Below are 2,978 nucleotides of genomic sequence, written 5' to 3' on the forward strand. Positions count from 1 at the left end.
AAATCAGTCACCTGCGGCTGCAACAACCCATACCGAGCACCCACCCCACCCCAACCCAAACGCGACAACACCGACACCACATAATTCACCAACCCCCCCTGCGTCACCCCCACACCCTTCGCCACCCCACTCGACCCCGACGTATACATCACATACGCCAACCCACCCTGATCCACCACCGGCAGAGGCCCGGCCACGGAGCTCTCACTCAACGACTGCGGATCGTCCAGCCACACGACCGAGACACCCGCGAACGCATCCGCCATGCCTTCGGACGCCTCGTCCGGGGCGTCCCGGCGGGCAAGCACCACATCGGCGCCGGCGTCCGCCAGCATGAACGCGATCCGCCGCGCCGGAAGTTGCGCATCGATCGGCAGATACGCCGCCCCCGCCTTCCACACCGCGAAGATCGCGGTGATCATCTCCACCCCACGCGGCAGACACAACGCGACCACCGACTCCACACCCACACCCTGATCCACCAGATACCGCGCCAGACGATTCGCACGGTCGTCCAACTCCCGATACGACACCTCCACCCCGCCGGCCACCACCGCCGTAGCCTCCGGAGTCCGCACCACCTGCCGCTCGAACAACTCGACAACCGTGGCACCCGGACCCTCGACCGCCGTGTCGTTCCACTCCACCAACACCTGGTGGCGCTGTTCGGGATCGAGCACGTCGATCGTGTGGATGGGGATGTCGGGGCCGCCGCTCAAGGTGTCGCTCAGCGCGGTGACGACGTTCTCCACCGCGGTGCGCAAGAACCGCCCCACCGCGCACGGGTCGACGGAGTTGACCACCAGTGTCGTCAGGCTCAACTCGCCGGTGTCCAGATCGTTGACGGACATGGTCAACGGATAGTTGTTCTGGACCCTGTTGTAGATGGTCCGGATGCCGTCTACCGCTTGCCCCCGCGCGCCGTCCCTGTCGCGAGCCGCGGGCGCGCCCGCGCTGTGCCGGTAGTTGAACAGCGAGGTGAACAAAGGCGCGTTCTCCTCAATGCCACTGGCCTGCTGCGCCACCGCCAGCGGCGCATGCTCATGCTCCAACAGCGCCGCGAGCTGAGACCTCATCTGCTCCACCGCGGCGCGGACGCCGACCTGATCGGTCCGCACCCGCACCGGCAACGTATTGATGAACGGACCCACCACCCGGTCGGCACCCGCACCGGCATTCATCCGCCCGAACAACACCGTGCCGAACACCACGTCATCACGACCCGACAACACACCAAGCACCCGCGCCCACGCCACATGCAACACCGTGGCCACACTCACACCCAACTGCCGCGCCACATCCCGCAGTTGGTCTACGACCTCCTGCGGTATCGTCACCAGCCCACTTACCGTCTCCGTGCCGTCGCCGCGGACGTCCATCAGTCCGTACGGCGCGGTCGGCTCGCTCACATCCCCCAGCAGCTCGGCGAAGAACCGCTCATGCTCCTCACGCGGAACACTCCGAGCCTGAGCAACGAAATTCCGGAACGGCAACGCCGGCGCCAGCTCATCCTCCCGCCCGCCCAGAATCGCCTGCAGTTCGTGCATGAGCACGTCCAAGCCCTGGTGATCCAGCACCATGTGGTGCATCCGCAGCAACCCCAGCCAACGCCCACCTTCGACCTGGGCGATGTGCAGATCCATCAACGGCGGCCGCCCCAGATCCATCCCAGAGCCGACCAACTCGACCAATGCCGCGGCCGGATCAGCCTCGGCACCGTCGAGGACATGGGTCACCACCGGCAGTTCCACGTCCCGCAGCACCACCTGTACCGGCTCGCTCAGCCCTTCCCACACCACCGCCGTGCGATAGATGTCATGCCGGTCCACCACCCGCTGCAACGCCTCAGCAAACCCGTCAAGCCGCGCCCGCGCATCGAACCGGAACACCCACACAGTGACGTATGGGTCCTTGCCTCCGTCGGCGGCTATGAGGTGGTGGAAGAGCAGGCCTTCCTGCAGCGGCGCCAGCGGATACACGTCCGCGATGTTCGCCGCGCCACCCTCGACCCCGGCAACGATCCGCTCGACGTCGGTGTCGGACAACTCCACCAACGGCAGCATGTCGGCCGTGATCCGCTCCGCGCCCACCGGAATCAGATTCTCCGGCACCACCACCGACTCAACCGCCACCGCCCCAGCCAACCCCGCCGGCGTCGGCGCCTCGAACAACGCCCGCACCGACACCGACACACCCCGCCCACGAAGCCGCTCCACCAACCGCACCGCCAACAACGAATGCCCACCCAGCCGGAAGAAGTCGTCATCCACCCCCACCTGGTCGAGCCCCAGGACCTCGGCAAACACCGCGCACAGGATCTCCTCCTGCACCGACACCGGACCCCGACCCATGCCCGCACCCGCGGCGTAGTCCGGCGCCGGCAACGCCCGCCGGTCCAACTTCCCACTCGCCGCAAGCGGCAACTCGTCCAACACCACCACAACCGACGGCACCATGTACTCCGGCAACCGCAACCCCGCCAACTCCCGCACCCGCTCCGCCAGATCACCCACAACAACATCCACACCAGACGGAACGACGTAACCCACCAACCGCTTATCACCAGGAATATCTTCGCGAGCGATCACCGCAGCCTGAGCAACCCCAGGATGAGCCTGCAACACCGCCTCCACCTCACCCGGCTCGATCCGGAACCCACGAACCTTCACCTGCTCATCCGCACGACCGACAAAAACAAGCTGCCCGTCCGCCATCCACTTCACCAGATCCCCGGTCCGATACATCCGCTCACCCGAACCAAACGGACACGCCACAAACCGCTCCGCCGTCAACCCAGCCCGACCCACATACCCCCGCGCCAACTGAACACCCGCCACATACAACTCACCCACCACACCCACCGGCACCAACGACAAACCGCCGTCCAGCACAAACAGGCGCGTATTCGCAACCGGCCGCCCAATCGGCACCACCCCACCCACCACATCACCCAACGACACCTCACACACACAACACCC

General features: G+C 66.1%; 1 protein-coding gene. It reads right to left on the minus strand.

Going from position 1 to position 2,978, the window contains the following annotated elements:
• On the minus strand, nt 1-2,945 hold a 2,945-nt coding region (locus ACIBK4_RS50435; RefSeq protein ID WP_399006959.1), incomplete at its 3' end, for an AMP-binding protein.
• Nucleotides 2,946-2,978: the final 33 nt, after the last annotated feature.

Origin of the sequence: Streptomyces sp. NPDC050528 (assembly GCF_044457795.1) — a bacterium.
GTDB lineage: Bacteria > Actinomycetota > Actinomycetes > Streptomycetales > Streptomycetaceae > Streptomyces.